The 20748-nt window shown below is 35.4% G+C and carries 11 protein-coding genes; 2 read left to right on the forward strand and 9 right to left on the reverse strand.

Annotated features, from left to right (window positions below; all coding sequences use genetic code 11):
- Positions 1 to 134: 134 nt before the first annotated feature.
- From BUE10_RS10835 to BUE10_RS10875, 9 genes are all read right to left on the reverse strand, one after another.
- The gene (locus tag BUE10_RS10835; protein WP_073484973.1) at positions 135 to 1790 is read right to left on the reverse strand and encodes an arylsulfatase; all 1656 of its coding nucleotides are present in this window, start codon (positions 1788 to 1790) and stop codon (positions 135 to 137) included.
- A 1023-nt stretch (positions 1791 to 2813) separates the two neighbouring features.
- Positions 2814 to 4073 carry a YeiH family protein gene (locus tag BUE10_RS10840; RefSeq protein WP_073484975.1) on the reverse strand — a complete coding sequence of 420 codons (1260 nt, stop codon included), beginning with the start codon at positions 4071 to 4073 and terminating at the stop codon, positions 2814 to 2816.
- Positions 4074 to 4418: 345 nt separating this feature from the next.
- Complete coding sequence (locus tag BUE10_RS10845; protein ID WP_073484977.1) at positions 4419 to 6032, reverse strand: sulfatase-like hydrolase/transferase; 1614 nt, start codon at positions 6030 to 6032, stop codon at positions 4419 to 4421.
- Positions 6033 to 6292: 260 nt separating this feature from the next.
- Positions 6293 to 7000, reverse strand: coding sequence for a rhodanese-like domain-containing protein (locus BUE10_RS10850; RefSeq protein ID WP_073484978.1), 708 nt, complete (start codon positions 6998 to 7000; stop codon positions 6293 to 6295).
- Positions 7001 to 7090: 90 nt separating this feature from the next.
- The gene (locus tag BUE10_RS10855; RefSeq protein WP_073484980.1) at positions 7091 to 8158 is read right to left on the reverse strand and encodes a sterol desaturase family protein; all 1068 of its coding nucleotides are present in this window, start codon (positions 8156 to 8158) and stop codon (positions 7091 to 7093) included.
- Positions 8159 to 8448: 290 nt separating this feature from the next.
- A complete protein-coding gene (locus BUE10_RS10860; protein WP_073484982.1) occupies positions 8449 to 10371 on the reverse strand; it encodes an arylsulfatase in 1923 nt (640 codons plus the stop codon).
- A 43-nt stretch (positions 10372 to 10414) separates the two neighbouring features.
- The gene (locus tag BUE10_RS10865) at positions 10415 to 11983 is read right to left on the reverse strand and encodes an arylsulfatase (RefSeq protein ID WP_073484984.1); all 1569 of its coding nucleotides are present in this window, start codon (positions 11981 to 11983) and stop codon (positions 10415 to 10417) included.
- Positions 11984 to 11987: 4 nt separating this feature from the next.
- The gene (locus tag BUE10_RS10870; protein ID WP_073484985.1) at positions 11988 to 13460 is read right to left on the reverse strand and encodes a RagB/SusD family nutrient uptake outer membrane protein; all 1473 of its coding nucleotides are present in this window, start codon (positions 13458 to 13460) and stop codon (positions 11988 to 11990) included.
- A gap of 19 nt (positions 13461 to 13479) precedes the next feature.
- On the reverse strand, positions 13480 to 16605 hold the full coding sequence (locus BUE10_RS10875; RefSeq protein WP_073484987.1) for a SusC/RagA family TonB-linked outer membrane protein: 3126 nt from the start codon (positions 16603 to 16605) through the stop codon (positions 13480 to 13482).
- 960 nt (positions 16606 to 17565) lie between these two features.
- Here BUE10_RS10875 and BUE10_RS10880 point away from each other — a divergent pair.
- Positions 17566 to 19038 (forward strand): MFS transporter, encoded by a 1473-nt coding sequence (locus BUE10_RS10880; protein ID WP_073484989.1) that lies wholly within the window; start codon positions 17566 to 17568, stop codon positions 19036 to 19038.
- Positions 19039 to 19261: 223 nt separating this feature from the next.
- Entirely contained in the window at positions 19262 to 20734 is a 1473-nt protein-coding gene (locus tag BUE10_RS10885; protein ID WP_073484990.1) for an MFS transporter, read from the forward strand.
- Positions 20735 to 20748: the final 14 nt, after the last annotated feature.

Genomic DNA, 20748 nt, shown 5'->3' on the forward strand with positions numbered 1-20748 from the left:
ATAGAATTTGTTACGGATAAAGGCGTTTCACTTGTTTAAATGCACATAGAAGGCTATATGAAAGAAATGTATTTCTTTATTGTAGTCTTTTTTACATCTAAAAATATTCTATGTTTCTATGTGTTTAAATAATTTTATTTTTTAAGTGCCGCGCCGCCCGGCATTGTTTCTGGTTTTAATTTGAATTTACTGTATTCTACCACTCCGGTTTTGTCTGCCCATTCAAAATACGAAGCCGAAAGTTTGTTTACAATTCCGGGATTCTGTTGTGCTACATTAGTAGTTTCGCCTCGATCCGTTTCTAGATCGTACAATTCCCATTCATAAGAAGGATAAATCGAAACCAATTTCCATTTTCCATCACGAACGGCTCTGTTTCCAGCTCTTTCCCAAAATAATGGTGCGCCTCTATCGACCTGTGAAACATTATTAAATAAAACAGGCAACAAACTTTTTCCAACCAAAGCGTTTGTCGTCACGCCATTATATTCTTTTGGGTAATCTATTCCGGCTAATTCGTAGAAAGTAGGAGCGAGGTCAATAATATGTCCAGTTCCTTTATCAATTCTTCCCGCTTTTATTTTGGATGGAAACCAAGCAATAAACGGAGAGCTGAAACCACCTTCGTGCATATTATTTTTATATTGCTGAAGTGGAGTATTCGATAAATAAGCCCAGTTTTGTTCCTGATAATCGAATGAACCCGAAGTTCCAACTGGCCCGTCATTTCGAACCAAACCTCTTCCAAGCGGATTATAAGTATTGAATCCACCTTGAGCGCCATTGTCTGAAATAAAAACAATCAGCGTGTTTTTATCTTTTTTAAGCGCTTTTAGTTTGTCCAGAACTTTGCCAACGTTTTGATCCATATTGTCGACCATTGCGGCGTATACTTCCATTTTAGCTTTCCAGAATTGTTTTTCGTCGTAGCTTAACTTATTCCATTCCGGAACTTCAGGATCTCTTGGCGATATAGTTTGATCGGCAGGTAAAATTCCGCTGGCTTTTAGTTTCTGGATTCTCTTTTCTCTTAAAACATCCCAGCCTTCGTCAAATTTGCCTCTGTATTTGGCAATATCAACAGCTTTCGCCTGCAGCGGCCAGTGCGGCGCCGTAAAAGCTAAGTATAAAAAGAAAGGTTTATTTTCTTTGTTTTGTTCGTCTAAGAAAGTAACAGCATTATTCCCAATTTCATCTGTAAAATAATACGAATCATCTTTTGGATACAGTTCTTCGTTATTACGGATTAATTTTACCGGATAAGGCGTTTTTCCGAAAGGCAAAGGTTTTGTATCAAAATAATTCGATGCGCCTTTTAAGATTCCGTAAAATTTATCAAAACCTCTTTGATTAGGCCATTGTGCCTGATCTTCAGAACCAACGTGCCATTTTCCTGATAAAAGAGTGCTGTAACCGCCGGAACGGAAAACTTCTCCCAAAGTCAAAGATTCTTTATTTAAATAGCCCTGATAAGCTGGTAAACCCAAATTAACATCGAAGAAACCAACTCCGGCTTTATGCTGATATTGTCCGGTTAGGAGGGAAGCGCGTGTTGGCGCACAAATCGAGTTATTGTAGAATTCGCGTAAGCGTAAACCTTCTGTAGCTAGCTTATCGAGATTTGGTGTTTTAATTTCGGAACCATAATTTCCTAAATCCGAATAACCCATATCATCAACCAAAATCAAAATAATATTGGGTTTTGATTCTGTTTGAGCATGTAACTCGTGAGAAGTTACAACTCCGGTTAAGAGAATAGAAAAAAGAAGTTTTGTGATTTTTGTATTCATTGTAATGTAGTTTTTGTCTGTTTTTTTTGTTTTTGTAAGTGATAAATGTTCTTCAAATCAGGTCATTTCTGTTGCCGCAGAAATGACCTTTGGTAATCAAAAAGAATGTTAGTTTGTCGTCTCCATTTTCATTTTTGATTTAGTATAACGTGATATCTTCTGAAGCAAAAGCATCAAAGGAATATTTCAATAAAGTTAGGGAATGGTTGTAGTTCGATTTATAGTTTCTGATTTTTATTTTAAACCGATTCAAAGCGAACGTATAAGGAAGAATTAACAGCAGCTGCACATATAACAAGAGGCGCTATAAGTGTGTTTTTTACGAAGAATGTGATACGTATTATTTACTGTTGTTTTCAAAATGTAAGTTTTTAATTTTAAACTCTACTAATTCTATAGACAAAGTTATATTTAATATTGTAATATCCAAATTAATCTTTGCTTTTTTTGAAAAAAAGATGTGATATAATGGGGTGTAGGTATGTTTTTAGAAGGTAATTTATTGATTTTTAAGTGATTGATTTTTTGTGTGAAAATAAAAAAAATAGCTGAGTCATTGCGAGGAACGAAGCAACCACACTAAATAATAAGACACAAAGTTTGATGTAGCAAATTAAGATTGCTTAGTTCCTCGCAAAGACATACTGGGGTTTTCGCAGAGACTTGTTATTACGAATTGTTAGAATCTTGCAAAGTCGCGAAGACGCAAAGTTTTTGTTTCACACAGATTTTAAAAGATTTAAGCAGATGCGCGCAGAAGTTTTATAATTAAATCTGCAATAATCTGCTAAATCTGCGTGAAAAAAAACCTTTTTAATCCTTATAATCTGTGGCTATAAATAAAAACTTTGCGTCATTGCGAGGAACGAAGCAACCACACTAATAATAAGACACAAAGTTTGATTTAGCAAATGAGATTGCTTCGTTCCTCGCAAAGACATAACTAAATGGTTTTGCCACGAATTACACGAATTTCCACAAATTTAATTCGTGCTAATTCGTGAAATTCGTGGCAAAAAATAATTAACTAAATAGCAAAAACGCAATAATCAACGTAACAATCACATTGAATAATTGTGCAATTAAAAAGGCGTATAACGGTTTACGGCTGTTATTGCTCAATAAATCTTTAAAATTAGTTTCTAAGCCGATACTTGTAAAAGCTAATGCAAACCAAATTCCCTGCAGGTTTTTCAAACTGTCTTTTACGCTGTCTCTGGTTTCGGGCGTAATCAAAAATGAAAAGATTAAAGAAGCACCAATAAAACCAATTACAAATTTTGGAAAGCGTTCCCAAATTACTTTTAAAGTTGGTTTTGATTCTACAGCTTCTGAAGTAGTATTATGCGAATACGTCCAATAAACAGAAATTGCAAAAGCCGCTAATCCTAATAAAACGTTTTGAGAAAATTTTACAATTGTACTAATTTTTAAAGCCGTTTCACCAACTAAAGTTCCAGACGCTGCAACGGCTCCAGAAGTGTCGATACTTCCGCCAAGCCAGGCTCCGGTTACTTCTTCGGGAAAATTGAAATATTTGGCAATAATGGGCATGAAAATCATCATGGGAATTGCGGTTACCAAAACGATTGAAATGACATACGATAATTTCTTTGAATCACCTTTTATTGCGCCCGAAGTTGCAATGGCAGCAGAAACACCGCAAATTGAAACAGCACTAGAAATCATCATGGTTAATTCATCATCAACTTTTAATTTTCGGCAAAGCCAAAAGGCAAAATACCAGACGGATATCACAACAACCAATGCCTGAATTAAGCCTAATGAACCTGCCTTTAATATATCTGAAAAAATTACTCCGGTTCCCAATAAAACCAATCCGATTTTTACAAAGACTTCTGTAGAAAGCGATGAACGAAACCATTCCGGAAGTTTGAAGAAATTCCCGATCGCTAAACCAATTATCAAACTGAAAATTACGGCTTCTAAATTGATGGATTTTATAGCTGAATTTCCGGCGAGAATAAGTGCAATTATGGTTAAAAGATAGACTATCGGAAAAGTAAATAGAAAATATTTTACGGATCTTCCAATTAAAAATGCTCCGATTGTACCAATTGAAATGAGATATAAAAATTGAATTAAAAGGATTTTAAGATTTGCTAAATCAAATACTTTCGTAAATAAATCAGAAGTGTTTGACCAGCTAAAAACGGGAACTTCGGGAAGAAATATAAAAAGGGAAATCCCGATGATAATAAATCCTAAAATTACGACTGTCCAGTCTTCGTGAATATTAAATTGTTTGGGTTGAGTTGACATTTGTTTTTGATTTGATTATTCTAAGAATTATTGATTCTGAGATTTTATTTCAATTGCCTCCAGCTTTAGCTGGAGGTAACCAATTTGTGAATAGAAAAGGTTTTTAATTGCCTCCAGCTTTAGCTGGATTTAACTGATTTGCAAATAGAAAAAGGCTTTAGCCGAATTAAAAGTTTGGCTAAAGCCTTCTGCACTTTAACTCTAAACCTCCAGCTAAAGCTGGAGGCAATTTATTATTTATTTCCTGCAAGGTTTCCAAAACCTTGTAGGTATTAGTTATTAATATAGTATTTAAAAATGAAAGACCTACAAGGTTTTGGAAACCTCGCAGGACTGTTGTAATTGTTACAAATCAACAAAGTATTTTTGTTTACCAAAGTCGAATTCATAATAAGTCAAATTAGGCCAAAGTGGTTTGATTAAACCTTTTTCCCAAGTTTGTAAAGCAGTTTGTAATTCTTTTACTTTTTCAGGATTTTTTGCAGCCAGATCTGTAGTTTCAGATTTGTCTTTTGATAAATTATACAACCATTTTTCATGCGTTTTTCCGCTGATGATTAATTTCCAGTCGCCGCTTCGAATTGCTTTTGCATCGCCTGAACGCCAGTATAAATCCTTGTGAGCTTCTTTATTGTTATTGACAACATCTACTAAATCAACTCCGTCATAAACTCGGTCTTTAGGTAAACCAGAATGTGTAACGGCTGAAATTGTGCTAAAAATATCCAAAGAACTTACGGGAGTTTTGTAAACAGTATGCGGTTTGATTTTTCCCTTCCACGAAAGTGCAAACGGAACATTTATACCACCTTCAAAATGAGAAAATTTTCCCCCTTTTAATGGTGCATTTGTTGTCGCAAAAGTATAATCGGCGCCACCATTGTCGCTGATAAAAAAGATTAAGGTGTTTTCTTCTAAACCTTCTTTTTTTACTTTTTTCCTAATTCTTCCCACGGCATCATCAAGTGCGCTGATCATAGCAAAATAGACGCGTTTGTTTTCGTCTTTTACATTCGGGAAGCGATCGTAATATTTTTTGCGAACCTGAAATGGAGTATGCGGCGAATTAAACGGAACGTATAACAAAAATGGTTTGTTTTTATTTTTGTCGATAAAAGCTTCTGCTTCATCTGCAAAAGTTTCGGTTAGATATTTTTTATCTTTTATGATAGTGGTATCGCGGCGAATTTGTCCAATTCCAACGCGTCCATTCCCCCAAATCGTTTTATCGGTAAAATCTTTGTGATGATGATTTATGATATCCGGATTGTCATCTTCTGGAGTATAAAGCGAAAATGCCTGATAAAATCCGTAATGATAATCGAAACCTCTGTCTAAAGGAAAAAATCCTTTGTTGTGACCCAAATGCCATTTTCCGATAATGGCAGTATTGTAACCTTGTTTTTTAGCTAAATCAGCAAACGTAATTTCAGATTTTGGCAAACCCTGCGTTGCGATCGAAGCTTCGTTTGGATAATTTATTTTGTCGTTTAATCGCCAGCTGTTTGTGTTGATTAAATATTTAAAAGCATAATATTCTAAATTGTTTTTCGGATAACGATCTCCCGGCTGATATTCATGTCCGAAACGTTCCTGATAGCGGCCAGTCAATAATCCCGCACGTGATGGCGAACAAATCGATGCCGAAACATATCCATCTGTAAAAGTTACTCCAGAAGCTGCAAGTGAATCAATTTGTGGCGTTGGTGTTGATTTTCCTCCGTAAAGAGAAATATCATATTTGCCTAAATCATCGGCAACTAGAATGATAATATTTGGCTTTTTTTCTGAAGTTGTATCTTTTTGAGAAAGAAATGCGGCCTTTCCTTCGGCTAGTTTTTCATCGGCTTTAATTAATGTTCCATCGGTATTTATGGGCCAGAATAAAAATGCTGCGATGATAAGAAGCACTAATAAAATAGGAACAACAATCTTGGTTATTTTTTTATAGTTTGCCATTATAGGTTAGTTTATAATTTTGAATTTTGGTTTTGTGTTGTTTAATTTTTTTAGGTACAGTTTGTCAGGCTGAGCGAAGTCGAAGCCCACATAAGTAGCTCCGTCACGAAAATTCAATCTTTGTAGAGTTTCTAACGCGGGCTTCGACTTCGCTCAGCCTGACATTCGACTTCGCTCAGCCTGACACGATTGTAGCGAACTTTGTCAAAGTTTTAAACTTTGACAAAGTTTACGTATATTTTAAGGATGATTATATGTATTTATTTCGAGGCCAAAGCCAAATCAACATCATTTTTCAAATCGCCTAAACCGTCTTTTTTGAAAACGATTTTACCATTTTGATATAAGATCAAAGTAGGGAAGACCTTTACGGTTTTTAAATCGGCAATTACTTGCGGGCTGGTTTCTAATTCGATTTCTACGATTTTTAAATTTTCGCCATATTGTGCTCTAATGGTTTCCAGAACTGGTTTTACTTTTATACACGCACCGCAGTATTTAGAACCAATATCAACCAAAACAGTTTTATTATCAGCAATGATTTTGTTGTATTCCGCTAAGGTTAGTTTGCTTTTAGAATTGGCATAAAAAGGTTTTCCGTTTCCAATCCAATTCGCAATTCCGCCTTCTAAACTGTAGGCTTCTTTAAAACCTTTTTTTAATAAATCGTCTGCTAACCAAACACTTCTTCCGGCTCCAATTGAGTAAGTAAAAACGGGTTTAGATTTGTCTAGTTTTGCAACTTGTTCTGCATAATCTTTTGACTCTAAATTGAAGTTTACTGCGCCATTAATATGGTTTAAGGCAAATTCTTCTGGACCGCGTGCATCAATTATCTGCGGCTTTTTTTCAGCCTGAATTTTACTGTAATAAACATCTAATGAAACGGTAGTTGTACTTTTATTTTGCGAAAAACCTACTATTGTAAACAGCAGGATTAGTGTGGTAATATTTATTTTATTTTTCATGATGGAAAGTTTTTGATAAAAGCTGGCAGCGTATTCAAGGTTAATTTGAATACACTGCCGTACTTTATATTTTTTTATTGCTTTTTAAAATTAAGCCTGTTCTAAAACCGGAGTTTGTTCAACAGTTTCTACTGCTTTTTCTACAGGTTTGGCTTTTAGAGGAAATGCCAATACGCCTTCGGCAAGAGAACTTCCTTCTTTTTTAGATTTGAATATCGGCCACAAAAATTGTGCGTACCATTCTTCCTGTTTGTATGATTTTGTTCCGTAAGATTCCGGGAATTTACGAGTGATTAATCCAGTTCCGAAAATCATGTCCCAAATGAAAAACATGTTTCCGAAGTTTCCTTTAAAGTGTCCAACACCGTCACCGCTAGTATCAGCGTGATGCGCGTGGTGTGTTGCCGGAGTAGAAATCAATCTTTCTAAAACCCAAGCAATTGGATGTAAAACTTTGTATTTGTAAAATGGTTTGTCCCATGCTATGCTTGAGTGCGCGCCTAAAGTGATGAAACTTTTAATTACCAAAACAAATAAAGCCGGTAATCCTAAACCTAAATACGTTAAAGTTGCAGTCAAATAAATTTGAGAAAAGAAAACCGTGTAAATAAAGTTTTGTCTTGAAGCCATCGCCATTCCCATATATGGAGCAGAGTGGTGTGTTCTGTGAAAACGCCATAAAAACGGAACTTGATGGTGTAATCTGTGGTACCAATATTGGGTTAAATCATCGGCAATTGCGATTAGGAAAAAACCTCCCCAAAATGGAACCCATGAAAGTGTGTTAGCTAAATTTGGTAATAAATAAGGTAAAGCTGTTAAGCTGAAAAATGCAATTACAGGAGGTAAAAGTAATTTTGGAGCTAAGAAACAAACAATATCTATTTTACGTTCTTCGCCTGTCCATTCGTCATCGTATAAACCTGCCGCAAATTCTATAATTCCCAAAACTACCATAAAAACGGTTAATCCCCACGTGCGGATGTTTTCGAATGCTGGTTTTGCGAATTCTAAAAATGAAGGAAGTGCAATATGCGATTCGCTTACGGCTCCGCCTGTTAATTTAAAATACAGGAAAATTGCCACTACTGGCAAACTGTATATTAATAAACTGATACTTAAATCTCTTTTTAGTTTTTCTTGTTGAACTATTGCCATGATTTCTTATTTTAAAAATTGATTAATTAATGCTAATCCTCCGGCTAAAATTACCAGCGGAACTAAAAATACAATTGCCCCAACGACAATCTTTTTTCCTATGATTTCATAATCTACTCGTTTCATATCTTTTTGAATTTTAATATGTTAATGTAAAAATAAATAATTTAACTTCTAATTCTATGGATGTAGTCGAGTTTTATTTTTTATTTTTTCACTAATTTGTTAGAATCTTCTGTTTTTTATTGAAAAACCTACAAGGTTTTTTAAACCTTGCAGGTTGATAATCATTATTTTGCAGTTTCTGTATCTGCAGGTTTAGTTACTTGTTTCACTAAATCTTGTAATGTTTTACCTTTATCAGCTCCTGTATTGTGGATTCTTCTGTTGTAAACATCCTGCCAGTCAATCAATGGATAAACATTGTTTTCTTTTGCCTGTTCGTCAAATAATTTTTGAAGTTCGGCTAACTTTTCAGGATATTTTTTAGCCAGATTGTTACGTTCGTTGAAATCTTCGTTTAAGTTGTATAATTCCCAAACATCAGTATCAAAATTGCTTGCAGCAGGTTTTTCGTTTTTACCTATTGATTGTTTTACAGCAAATGAATCTGGTAAATGCGCCGCAGCAGCTTTCCATCCATCTTTATAAATAGCTCTGTTTCCGAAGATATAGTAGTACTGAACTTTGTGTAAAGATTCTGCTTTTGGATTGTCTAAAGAAGCTTGGAAAGAAGAACCCTGAATAATATCTTGTTTAATTCCTTTGATATATTCCGGAGCTTTAATTCCTGCGATTTCTAAAGTTGTTGGAAGTAAATCTGTTACGTGGCTGTATTGATTTCTGATTCCGCCTTTGTCTTTAATTCCGTTTGGATAAAAAACAATTAACGGGTTACGAGTTCCACCTTCAGAATGTGCATCTTGTTTCCAGTTTTTAAAAGGAACGTTTGTTGCCTGCGCCCATCCTAACGGATAATTTGTATTTAAACCTTTTGCAGTTCCAATTTCTCCAATATTATTTAAATTGCTTTGAAGATTTTCTGCTTCTGTTTTTCCTTGAGAAAATAAACTTTGGTTGATTGTTCCTTGTAAAGTTCCTTCTTTACTTGCTCCGTTATCTCCAATAGCAACAAAAATTAAAGTGTTGTCAAGCTGTCCGCTTTCTTTTAGATAATTTACAACTCTTCCAACTTCAGCATCCGTATAAGTCAGGAATCCAGCGTAAGCTTCCATGAATCTTGCGTATACTTTCTTTTCATCCGGAGTTAATTTTTTCCAATCTGTTATAAGAGCATTACGTTCCGGTAATACCGCGTTAGCAGGAACAACACCTAATTTCTTTTGGTTTGCCAATACTTTTTCGCGATACACATCATAACCTTCGTCAAATTTTCCTTTGTAAGGCTCGATCCATTTTTCAGCAACCTGATGAGGTGCATGAACAGCTCCCGGCGCATAGTACAAAAAGAATGGTTTTCCAGGTGCCGCTTTTTGCTGTTTTTTAATGTAGCTGATCGCTTTATCTGTAATTAATTCATTTAAGTGACGTCCATCTGGTTTCACATGTGCCTGATCTTCCACTAAATCAGGATTGTATTGATCAGTTTGAGAACCAAGGAATCCGTAGAAATGGTCGAAACCTTTTCCGGTTGGCCATCTGTCAAACGGACCAGCGTCTGTAGCATCTTCATCTGGAGTTACACCGTATTTACCAACGGCAAAAGTGTTGTATCCATTTTCACGTAAAATCTCTGCAATTGTTCCTTTATCAGATGGAATTCTTCCGTCCCAGCCCGGAAAACCAGCTGATAAAATAGTGTGTGAAAATCCGCTTTCGTGTACTCTTCCAGAATTTCTTCCAGTTAATAATGCTGCACGCGTTGGCGCACAAATTGCAGTTGTATGAAAGTTGGTATAACGTAAACCGTTATTTGCCAGATTTTCAAAAGTTGGCGTTTGAATTAAGCCGCCAAAAACACTTGCAGCTCCAAATCCAACATCATCTAACAAAATCCAAACAATATTTGGAGCTCCTTTTGGTGCTTTTACAGGCTCTGGCCAATATTCTTTTGAATCGGCTAATGTTTTACCAATTGTTCCTTTGAACTCTTGAGTATCTTGTGCAAAGCCAAATTGTGCAGCTAGCAATGCAGTAATCAAAAGCCCTTTTCCAGAGCTTTTGATTGTACTGAAATTTTTAAAATTTTTCATTCGATTAAATTTTTATTTATTAGTAATCAGTATTTTAATTAAACTATTTTATTCTATTCCAATCTTCGACACCTACTTTTACAGACCATTTTTGATGTAACTCAATTAGGGTTTGGAGTAGTTTCGGTTCTAATTTTGCTACGTTTTTTGTTTCTGTTCTATCTGCAGTAAGATTGTACAATTCCCAAGGCTGATTGTTTTCGGCTACTGCTTTCCATTGATCTTTTCTTACTGCTTTGCTGCCTTCATGTTCCCAAAACAAGGCTTCATGTACATCAGATTGCTGTCCTTCAAATTCCTTTTTTAAGCTGATTCCTTCTAAAGGTGTGAGGTTTTTTCCTTGAAAAGCATCAGGGTATTGAAAATCTGCATATTCCAGACAAGTCGGGAAAATATCAATCACATGACTTACTCGGTTACTTACTGTTCCGGCTTTAATATGCTTTGGATAGTAAGCAATAAAAGGAGAAGCAATTCCGCCTTCGTGGGTATTCTTTTTGAATAGTTGAAAAGGCGTGTTGCTCACATTTCCCCACGGACTTTCGTAACTATCAATAGATACAGCAGAACCTGGTGTTCCATTTTTTTGTGTAACATAATTCCAGTTTTTTACATCATCGGCACTTCCTCCATTATCTGAAAGAAAAAGAATTAGGGTATTATCTTCTTCTCCCAACGTCTTGACTTTCTGCAGGATTTCTCCAATTCCGGCATCCATTCTGTCTATCATGGCGGCGTAAATTGCCATTCGGGTATCCCATTTGTCTTTTTCTTCGGTGCTTAGTTTTTCCCAATCCGGCACTTTTTCAAAACGATTAGATAAGTCCCAATTTTTATCAATAATTCCTTGTTCTTTTAATTTTTTAAAACGGCTTGCCCTCAATTTATCCCATCCTTTTAGGTATTTACCTTTGTATTTTGCAATATCTTTCGGCAATGCCTGAATGGGCCAATGTGGAGCATTATAAGCAACATACAGAAAAAATGGTTTTTGCTGATTGTGCTGTTTTTCTAAAGAACTGATGGCAAAATTGGTAATTTCCTGAGTCAGATAAGTTGAAGTATCCGTGCGGATAATTTCTTTATCTCCTTTCAAAAAAGTAACTTTTCTTCCGTCATTATATAAAGGCTGCGAGTTAAAATAACTGCTCCCGTTGTTTTGTAATGTAAAAGAATCATCGAATCCTCTATTAACCGCCCAGGCTGATGGCACTAAACCAACGTGCCATTTTCCTGAAACAATCGTACTGTATCCTGCCTGTTTAAGTGCTTGTCCAATGGTGATACAATGCTCGTTTAAATATCCCTGATAAGCCGGAAATCCTTTATCCTGAACCATATCGCCAACACCTGCCTGATGCGGATACAAACCCGTTAGCAATGAAGCCCGCGAAGGACAGCAGCGGCCTGCATTATAAAACTGCTTTATAATAAGCCCGTTTTTAGCAAGTTTATCCAGGTTTGGAGTTTTAATTTCTGAGCCAAAAGCACCAATATCTGAGTAACCTAAATCATCCGCCAAAATGACGATGATGTTAGGCTGCTTTTTCTGTGCAAATAGGTGAGATTGTGCAGCAACCAATAGGGCAAGGATGAACAGTTTTTTAATCATTTTATTAATAACCTGGATTTTGTGGCAATCCTATCGGATCAATATTTCTTTCGCTTTGCGGAATTGGATATAAATTATTACGTTCTGAAACCGAGTTTTTAGCCGTAACTTTTTTAACTTCAGTAACAAGTGTTCCCCAACGTACTAAGTCAAACCAGCGTTGTCCTTCTTGAACAAATTCTTTTTTGCGTTCTTCCTGAATGGCAGCCCTAAAAGTGGTTTGGTTTAATCCAGCTAAATCTACAGCTGCATCTGGTGTTGCAATTGGTTTTCCGTAAGCTCTTCTTCTTACCTGATTAATTAATTCATAAGCTTCTGCAGTTGGTGCACCTTGCTCATTTATGGCTTCCGCCAAAGACAATAAGATGTCTGCATAACGAATTAAAGGGAAATTGATCGCTACGTTTGATGGAGTAGCCAAATTGGACAAATCAAGGTATTTTTTGAAAATTGGTTTTGGGAAAGTATACAAAGTTCCTGTAGTTGGGTTAAGCAGTTGTTTAGCATAACTTACATCTCTACGCGTATCTCCAGCTTCATAAATGTCATAAAACAAGGCTACATCTGAAATAATATCAGCAGGTTCAGTTGCTGTAAATCCGGTAAAAGATGTTGCCTGAAAAGTACTTCCGCTAGATCCGTTTCCGGCTTGGTTTGGCTCAAATTGAACAGAGAAAATATGTTCTTTTCCGTTCTTTTTTGTTTTCGTAAAAATGTCCTGAAAGTTTTCAAATAAAGCATAACCGTATCCTCCGTTAATTACTTCTCTTGCTTTTAAAATAGCATTTGGATAATCTTTTCTTGTCAAATACACTTTTGCCAAAATAGCTTTTGCAGCTCCAGAAGTAGCACGTCCGGCATCTGCAGCAGTGTAAGTTGCAGGTAAACTTTCGGCAGCAGTTAAATCTGAAATAATTTGAGCATACACATTATCTACAGATTCTCTTCTTGATTTTAAACTTTCTAATTGAATAGAAGTTGGTTCGTGTAAAACAATTGGAACACCGCCCCAGATACGAACAGCCTGAAAATAAAGTAATCCGCGGATAAATTTAGCTTCGTTGATTAATCTTGTTTTTACAACTTCAGATCCTGTAACTTTTGGGATATTGTCAATAGAAACATTGGCTCTGTTAATTCCCGCATAAATTTGTCTCCATGCCACCTGAACACGGTCTGAAGTTGCATCGTGCGTTAAACTGCTCAAAGCTCTAACCTGTGGGTTTGTTGCAGAAACTCCGGCTGCAGCATAATCAGAACCCATATCGGTTAAGAAATATAAGTTTCTCCCAAATAAACTCTGCTCTCCCGGATCAAGGCTTAAAGAAGCATAAACCGCAGTTACACTCGCAACGGCATCATCTTGGGTTATAAAGTAATTATCTTCGGTTACAAAAGAGGTTGGTGTTACCTCCAGATCCGTGCACGATACAAACAGTCCGGCACTTAAAAGGAATGTTATTATAATCTTTTTCATTTTGATATATTTTTTTTACTTAGAAAGTTACGTTCAAGCCCGAGATGAATGTTTTTGAGTTTGGATAAGAACCAAAATCAATTCCCGGATATAAGTTGTTTTGTTCGTATGAACTTACTTCTGGATCATAACCAGAGTATTTTGTCCATGTAATTAGGTTTTCTGCAGAAACATAGAATTTCACACTTTTTGCTCCCAGTTTTTTAGAGGTACTTTTAGGTAATGTATAACCAAGAGTGATTAATTTTAATCGTAAGAAAGAAGCATCTTCTACATAACGCTCAGAAACAATTCCTAACGGAGAACTTGTTGCTCTCGGAATTTCGTTGCTTGGGTTTGTTGGTGTCCAGCGATCTTCTAACGTTACATTAGCATTTGTTCCAAGAGTTGAAATTTCTAACTGCTGGTTTAAAGCATTGAAGATTTTTCCTCCATAAGAACCTTGAAAAGAGAAATTCAAATCAAAATCATTATAGGAAATCGTGTTGCTGAAACTTCCAACAAATTTTGGCTGAGATGAACCTAAATTTCCTTTGTCAAGAGCTGTAATTACACCGTCTCCGTTTGTGTCAACATATTTTCTGTCTCCCACTTTTGTGTTCGCTAAACTGTTGATTTTTGGCTGTGTATTAACTTCTTCCTGAGTTTGGAAAATTCCATTTGTTCTGTATCCCCAGAAAGTTCCTAAAGGCAGTCCTACTTTTACTGTAACCGGCTGCTGTTGCAATAAAGAACCGTTTGGTACTACAGGGAAAAACTGATTTACTCCGTTTCCAATAGCTACAACTTTGTTTCTGTTAGCAGAGAAAACAATATTTGAATTCCATGAGAAATTTTCTGTTTTTAAGTTTTCAGTCGTTAAACCAATTTCGATACCTTTATTTTCAACCCCTCCAATATTTTGAAGTACACTTGCATATCCTGAAGTTAACGGCACCGGAACACTGATTAACAAATCGTTTGTTTTTTTGTAATACACATCAAAAACAAAATTGATTTTTCTTTCTAATAATGATAAATCTAAACCAACATTATACTGCGTTGTTTTTTCCCATTTCAAATCTGGATTTGCCAATCGGGTAGGAGCAAGACCAGTGTATAATGTTCCGCCAAAAGAATAGTTTACAGATCCCATTTGAGCTAAAGCTAAATAGTTTCCAATTTCCTGATTTCCTGTTGTTCCGGCAGTAAGTCTAAGTTTTGCCTCAGTTACACCTTTAATGTTGTTTGCAAATTCTTCATCGGTAATATTCCAGGAGAAACCTGCTGAAGGGAAATAACCCCAAAGTGATTCCGAACCAAATCTTGAAGATCCATCCGCACGGGCAGAAAGTGTAAAGTTGTATTTTCCTTTATAAGAGTAGTTAACTCTTGCCAGCCATGATTTTAAAACACTTTCAAAAGCATCACTGCCAGGTTTTACCGCAACACCATCCTGAAGTGCATTATAGGTATTGGCATCATTTACAAATGTATTAGCTCCAGCTGTAACCACTTCACCTTGTGTGTATTGAAGTGTATAACCTCCTAAAGCTGAGAATTTATGGTTTTCACCGAAGTTGGTATTATAGTTTAAAGTATTTTCATTTAATACAGAACTTACCAATCTGTCTCCAACAGAAGCTGAACCTTTTGTTCCTGCACCATTTGATGTATTTGCAGGGGCATAATAGTTTTGTTTTGTATTGATAACGTCACCGCTTACAGCAACTTTAGCCGTCAGTTTTTTAGTGATTTTATATTCTCCAAATAAACTGGTTAGGATTCTGTTGATTTTAGTTTCGTTAATTGTATTTTCCAAATCATTAATAGGGTTTGGAACAAAACCGTTAACAGAAGTTGCATAAGGATTGTTAGTTACATTATAACTTCCATTTTCATTTCTAATAGGCACTACAGGAGCAGTTAACAAAACACTAACCAAAGGGTTTGGATTTCTTCCTCCGCTTCCGTTATTGGCTATACCATTAGAAAGTGAGTTGCTGTAATTGGCATTAATACCAAATTTAAAGTTTTGAGAATAGTTTCTTTCATAATTAATACGAAGAGAGATACGTCTAAAATCAGATCCCAGAACAGTACCTTCCTGATCAAAGTATCCTGCAGAAACCGCATATCTTGATCTTTCGTCTCCGCCTGAAAAAGACAATTGATGATTTTGAACCGGAGCCGCAGTTCTAAACGCTGCATCCTGCCAGTCGTAACTTCCAGAAGTTTTAAAAGCTTCGATCTGCGCTGCAGAAAAAGACGGAGCCTGACCAATACTTGCCTGAACATCATTTCGTAAACTAGCCCATTGGCTGGCATTCATTACATGAAGTCTTTTTGAAACATTTTGAAATCCAAAATAACCTTGGTATGAAATATTATCCTGTCCTTTTGTTCCTTTTTTAGTTGTAATAATAACAACTCCATTTGCACCACGTGAACCGTAAATTGCAGTTGCAGACGCATCTTTTAAAACTTCGATTGATTCAATATCAGCAGGATTTATAGTAGACAAAACATTTAAACTTGCTCCGGCGTTAGATATTCCGGCAGAACTGTTATTGTTGTCATTATAAATCAAAATTCCGTCAACTACATATAAAGGCTCGTTACCCGCTGTGATTGAGTTTCCTCCACGAATACGTACACTTGAAGAAGCGCCCGGACGACCAGAACTTTGTGTAACTACCACACCGGCAACAGCGCCTCGTAATAAGTTATCTGCTGATGAAGTTACCTGAGATAAATTGGCTTTTGGTACAGAAGCTACAGAACCTGTAATGTCTTTTCTCTTTTGAGTTCCGTAACCTACAACAACTAATTCGTCCAGTTCTTGTCTTTCTTCTTTTAAATGAATCGTTACCGGATTTTTCTCAACTATAATTTCTAGTTTCTTATATCCTATGTAACTTACGATTAAGGTGTAAGGAAATTTCTGACCCGTTTGAAAATAAAATTTTCCTTCTGCATCTGTCTGTACACCGTGAGTAGTACCTTTAATTGTTACTGATGCACCTATAATTGGCTGATTTGTAATATCATCGACTACCGTTCCGTCGAGTTTAGATTGGATAAGCGGTGTTGTATTTTGTGCCTGAAATTGCAGGGATGTTAACAAAATTGTAACCCATAAAATGAGGTTTATATTTTTTTTCATTTCTTTGTAATGGTTTAAGTAATTAACAAGGCGCCCTGAGAGCTGAATTTTCAGCACTCTGATTGTTTCCTTGATTTAGTGATAAATGTTCTTTAAGCCTCGCCATTTCTGTTGCCGCAGAAATGGCTTTTTTTATTTACAGCAGCAGGTTTGCATTGTTTTCATTTTGGTTGTTTTTTAGTTGATTAATTATTTTCTTTTTAAAATATAGGTATATTCAAAAATCCTTTTGCTGCAGTTTTATGCATCAATTAGACAATTGTAATTCAATAAAAGTAATCTTGGTGGTGAAATTGAGATTTCGTTTATTAGATTTAAAATTTAATCTAATAACGAACGGATTGCGTTGGTAATTAACAACAGAAGCACATATAACAACAATTGTTATAAGTATCATTTTTTGGAAGAATATAATACGATATGCTTTCGGTTGTTTTCAAAATATAGTTTTTTTGGTTTCGAATATTATTTATAACTCTACTAATCCTATAGACAAAGTTAATTTTAATCTAATAAAAACCAAAAGTTTAGTAAACTTTTTTTCAAAATGATGCAGATAAAAGTATTTAATTAATCTATTTTTGTTTTTAAAATATTGATTATCAGTATTTTGATTGTTTGTTTTTATTTCTCAAAATGTTAAAAATATTTTTCTGCGTAATAATAAATTGTAATATTTTTCATTTAATTTGCTAGTTTTTAATGTCTTAAATTACTTTTTAAGCATTTAAAAAACACTCAAAAATGTCTTGAAAAGCACTTCAATTCAAAAAATTAGAAAAATACTTCAGATTTATAAAAACTACTTTTAGAGTTTAAAAGATTAATAATTAATGTTTTAATAGGTTTTTTTCTTAATTTTAATATATCCATATAAAAACAGACTGAAATTTTATTCGCCAAAACATCGGAGTTATACACAATAAGTTTTTAATCACTAATTACTAAAAAGTATTTTCTATGGCAGATCTTTCACAATCACACCGCATTCTTTTTTTCAATACGTTAGCCTTTATGGTTTGTTTTGCCTGCTGGACGTTAAACGGCGTATTAGTTACTTTTTTAAACGACAGGGGAATTTTTGAATGGAGTGTCGTCGAGATAGGATGGCTGCTTGGGATTCCAATTTTAACGGGCTCAATTATGCGTTTGCCAATGGGAATTCTAACCGATAAATTTGGCGGAAAACCCGTTTTTTCCTGCTTATTGATTTTATCCTCAATTCCGCTTTTTTTATTACCATTTGCAGATAGTTTCTGGACATTTGCCATTTTAAGCTTTTTGTTCGGAATGGTGGGAACCAGTTTTGCAATTGGCGTAGGATATACTTCTATTTATTATCCAAAGGAATGGCAGGGAAGAGCTTTGGGAATTTTCGGAATGGGAAGTTCCGGTGCCGCACTTACCACATTTCTTGCCCCAACCTTATTAACCAATTTTTCAGAAACTGATCCTGAAAATGGCTGGAAATGGCTTCCCGTAATTTACGGAAGTGCTTTACTCTTAATGGGAATTGTATTTTTAATTTTTACAAAAAATAAAAAAATAGAAGCGCAGTCTAAAACTGTCGGTCAATTATTAAAACCACTTAAAAGTGCCAGAGTCTGGCGATTCGGATTATATTATTTTCTGGTTTTTGGTTCTTTTGTAGCCTTTTCACAATGGCTGCTTCCTAATTTTTTAAATGTATACCATACGACTTTAGTAATGGGCGGACTTTTTGCGGCTTTATTTAGTCTACCGTCAGGCGTAATCAGAGCGTATGGCGGATTTTTATCGGATAGATTCGGAGCGCGAAAAGTAATGTATTGGGTTTTAAGTTCCTCAGTTGTACTTAGCTTTTTACTAATGTTTCCTAAAATGGATATCACAACTTCAGGCTCAGGGCTTGTGGCTTCAAAAGCCGGAACAGTAACCAAAGTTTCAGAAAATGAAGTTGTAGCAGGAGGTAAAACGTATCAAATTGCGCAGGAAGATAAAAATGCGGTACACAATAAATATTTCCCTTCTAAAAAATCTTGGCAGGAAGTTGTTGTCGAACAAAATCAGCAGGTTCAAAAGAAAGATTTATTGGCCGAAGGAATCACACAAATTCATTTTGAAGCCAATATGTGGGTATATCTTGTATTAGTTATTTTGATTGGTGCCGCATGGGGAATTGGCGCCGCTGCGGTTTACAAACACATTCCGGATTATTTCCCTAATGAAGTAGGTGTTATTGGCGGAATGGTTGGCCTTCTTGGCGGTCTCGGCGGATTTTTCGGCCCAATCATATTTGGTTATCTTTTAAGTTTTACGGGTTTCTGGACCAGTTCCTGGATGTTTATTTTAGCAATATCCTTAATTTGTTTGATTTGGATGCATCGTATTGTAGTAAATCTCATGAAAGAGAAATCACCAGAATATGCAAAAGATATGGATCGAAAAAATTAAAAAATTATAACTCAAAATTTATAAAAGCTTTTCTCTTACAAAGAAGAAAAGCTTTTTTTATGCAAATAAATTTAGATGTTTATTTTCAGTTATATCTCTATTAAAGATAAAAATATCTTTTTTGTATGATATATATCATTTTCTATAAGAAAGTGTCGCTTTAATTTTGCTTTTGATAATTGAGGAACTATACCTCATTAAGTCGAAATAGATTAAAGTTTTTATGAGCAGTTTATCTCAATCCCACCGAATTTTATTTTTAAATACTCTCGCTTTTACGATATGTTTTGCCTGCTGGACACTAAACGGAGTTTTAATAACATATTTAACAGATAAAGGAATTTTCAATTTTACAGTAGTCCAAATAGGATGGCTGTTAGGAATTCCAATTCTTTCCGGTTCAATTTTCAGACTTCCAATCGGGATTTTAACAGACAAATATGGCGGTAAAATCGTTTTCTCAGTTTTACTTTTACTTTGTTCAATTCCACTTTTTTTACTGCCTTTTGCCAGTTCGTTTTTAAGTTTTGCTTTGCTGAGTTTTTTCTTCGGATTAGTAGGAACAAGTTTCGCTGTCGGAATTGGATATACTTCAATCTGGTATCCAAAAGAATGGCAGGGAAGAGCTTTAGGAATCTTCGGAATGGGAAATGCCGGCGCAGCCATTACCACTTTTATTGCACCAACTTTATTGAATTATTTATCTGAAAAAGACCCAATAAACGGCTGGAAAATGCTTCCCGTAATTTATGCCGTTATGCTGGTAATAATAGGAATTCTTTTTATTGTTTTCGCTAAAAATAAAACCAATCCCGGAGTTTCTAAAACAATCCCACAATTAATGTCTCCGCTTAAAAACGCCCGAGTTTGGCGTTTTGGAGCTTACTATTTTTTAGTCTTCGGATTTTTTGTGGCGTATTCGCAATGGCTGCTTCCCAATTTCATGAATGTTTACAGCACCACATTAGTTATGGGCGGAATGTTTGCAACACTATTTAGTTTACCATCGGGCGTTATCAGGGCTTTTGGCGGCTATCTCTCAGATAAATTTGGAGCCAGAAAAGTAATGTATTGGGTTTTAGGATCATCAATAGTAATCAGCTTTTTATTAATGTTTCCGAAAATGGAAATCTACACCGCAGGCCCGGGCGTTTTGGCAATGAATAATGGAGTTGTAACAGAAGTTTCGGCTGATAAAATAATCGTAAACGACAAAACACATCAAATCAATACTAAGGAAAATTCAGAAGTAAATAGCGAATCTGTTTTTCCAGTAAAAAAATCATGGCAGGAAATTGTTGTAAAGCAAAATCAGGAAGTCAAAAAGAAAGAATTATTAGCGAAAGGAATTACACAAATTAACTTCAGTGCCAATCTTTGGGTGTATCTGGTTTTAGTAATCCTGATTGGTATTTCATGGGGAATTGGAAAAGCCGCCGTCTATAAACACATTCCCGAATATTTTCCAAATGAAGTGGGAGTGGTTGGCGGAATGGTAGGTTTAATTGGCGGACTAGGCGGGTTCTTCGGGCCTATAATCTTTGGATATCTTCTCAATTACACCGGACTATGGACAAGTTCATGGATCTTCATTTTTATAGTTTCTGTGCTTTGTCTGCTCTGGATGCATAGAACGATCATTAAAGCTTTGAGAAGCAAATCACCAGATTTTACAAGAGAAATAGAAGATAAATAATTTAATAAATAGAA

The sequence above is a fragment of the Flavobacterium sp. CF108 genome (genome assembly GCF_900129795.1).
Taxonomy (GTDB): domain Bacteria; phylum Bacteroidota; class Bacteroidia; order Flavobacteriales; family Flavobacteriaceae; genus Flavobacterium.

Excerpts from the sequence above, each read along its gene's own strand:
- BUE10_RS10835 (WP_073484973.1), bottom strand. The coding sequence starts at position 1,790 with ATGAATACAAAAATCACAAAACTTCTTTTTTCTATTCTCTTAACCGGA.
- BUE10_RS10840 (WP_073484975.1), bottom strand. The coding sequence starts at position 4,073 with ATGTCAACTCAACCCAAACAATTTAATATTCACGAAGACTGGACAGTC.
- BUE10_RS10845 (WP_073484977.1), bottom strand. The coding sequence starts at position 6,032 with ATGGCAAACTATAAAAAAATAACCAAGATTGTTGTTCCTATTTTATTA.
- BUE10_RS10850 (WP_073484978.1), bottom strand. The coding sequence starts at position 7,000 with ATGAAAAATAAAATAAATATTACCACACTAATCCTGCTGTTTACAATA.
- BUE10_RS10855 (WP_073484980.1), bottom strand. The coding sequence starts at position 8,158 with ATGGCAATAGTTCAACAAGAAAAACTAAAAAGAGATTTAAGTATCAGT.
- BUE10_RS10860 (WP_073484982.1), bottom strand. The coding sequence starts at position 10,371 with ATGAAAAATTTTAAAAATTTCAGTACAATCAAAAGCTCTGGAAAAGGG.
- BUE10_RS10865 (WP_073484984.1), bottom strand. The coding sequence starts at position 11,983 with ATGATTAAAAAACTGTTCATCCTTGCCCTATTGGTTGCTGCACAATCT.
- BUE10_RS10870 (WP_073484985.1), bottom strand. The coding sequence starts at position 13,460 with ATGAAAAAGATTATAATAACATTCCTTTTAAGTGCCGGACTGTTTGTA.
- BUE10_RS10875 (WP_073484987.1), bottom strand. The coding sequence starts at position 16,605 with ATGAAAAAAAATATAAACCTCATTTTATGGGTTACAATTTTGTTAACA.
- BUE10_RS10880 (WP_073484989.1), top strand. The coding sequence starts at position 17,566 with ATGGCAGATCTTTCACAATCACACCGCATTCTTTTTTTCAATACGTTA.
- BUE10_RS10885 (WP_073484990.1), top strand. The coding sequence starts at position 19,262 with ATGAGCAGTTTATCTCAATCCCACCGAATTTTATTTTTAAATACTCTC.